The sequence below is a fragment of the Nonomuraea lactucae genome, from assembly GCF_003313395.1.
GTDB classification, from domain to species: Bacteria; Actinomycetota; Actinomycetes; order Streptosporangiales; family Streptosporangiaceae; genus Nonomuraea; species Nonomuraea lactucae.
Map to the genome: position 1 here is coordinate 1 of NZ_QNFZ01000117.1, position 1,331 is coordinate 1,331.

At 74.2% G+C, this 1,331-nt stretch carries 1 protein-coding gene; it reads left to right on the plus strand.

The features are described 5' to 3' along the window. Positions 1–1,036, plus strand: a 1,036-nt coding sequence (locus tag DQW85_RS08135; RefSeq protein ID WP_162794831.1) for a hypothetical protein, incomplete at its 5' end; no start/stop codon positions are given. Between the last annotated feature and the right edge of the window lie 295 nt (positions 1,037–1,331).

Consider the following 1,331-nt stretch of genomic DNA (forward strand, 5'->3'; position numbering starts at 1 on the left):
CCTCAGTGGTGCGACCCGCACCCCGGCCGCCTCCCGGGCCGCCCCGACCGCCCAGGGAGACGAGCCGCGCCGGAGCCCCTCGGGCGAGCCGCGGGCCGCCCGCCCGATGCCCACCACCTCGACGACGCGGACGACCATCCCCGGCACGCACATCACCCTGCACGAGAACCCCGCCGACCCCGTCTGGGCCACCTCGGCCTACGGCGCCCTCGGCGACGGCGCCCCGGCCCAGGTCCGCGACCCCAAGAGCGGCGAGTTCAGGTACTTCGGCAACTTCCAGCAGCCGATGGTCTCGCCGGACGGCGGCTACGTCGTCGCCCTCTCCACCGTGTCGTACGTGCGCACCGACTACAACACGATCAGGCTCGTCACCCGCGCCACCGGGGAGGACGTCGAGCTGCGCACCGCGGACAAACCACGAGTCACCGGCAGCCCGGTCTGGAACATCGACGGCCACCGCCTGCTCATGAGCGTCTACAACGACGACACGCGCGAGACCACGGGGTTCCTGCTGGTGGACGCGGCGACCAAGCAGGTCCGGACCCACCTGGCAGACACCGGGGGCAAGAGCGGCTACCTCTGGGGCCCGGATCCCGCCACGCTGATGCGCCAGGACAGGGACGGCACGATCAGCATCGTCGGGCTGGACGGCCGGGTGGTCCGCTCGTTCCAGAAGAAGGGCACGCTGCTCAGGACGAGCGCCGCCGCATTGCTGATCGGCACGGCGTCCACCCCGGCGTCCACCCCGGCGTCCGCCTCGGTGCCCACCACGGTCTTCGCCACCACCTGCCCCGGCGGCTCCCGCGACGCCTGCCTGTGGGACGCGGCCACGGGCGCCCGCAAGGCCGTCGTCCCCCTGGACGCGCACACGGCGTTCAACGGCTGGCTGGACGACAGGCACTTCCTCGCCACGATCACCAAGGGCGCCACCACCCGCCTGGCCCTCGTCGGCCTCGACGGCAGGACGCGGCGCGTCCTCGCCGAGGGCCCCGCCAAGGAGTTCGGCCAGGTCAGCGTCGTCTACACCGCCAAGTGACCGGTCCGCCCACCGTCCGCCCACCGGCCGTCCGCCCGCCGTCCACCGGCCGTCGACAGGGGGCCGCGCACGGTCGCCGCGTCGGAAAGCCTGTCCCAACATTGGCCAACGCGGCCCGCAGGGTCGCGCCCGCGTCCCGCTGGCGATGGAGCATGTCACCGAAGGCAGCCACCACGGGAGACGGGAATGGCCATGGCTCGGAGGGCACGCGCCTCCCTTCTGGAGCGGGCCGCCGCGCGCCGCGCCGCCCCCTGCGAGGCGGCGGCCCAGGACGCCGTGCGGATCGTGCGGGCCG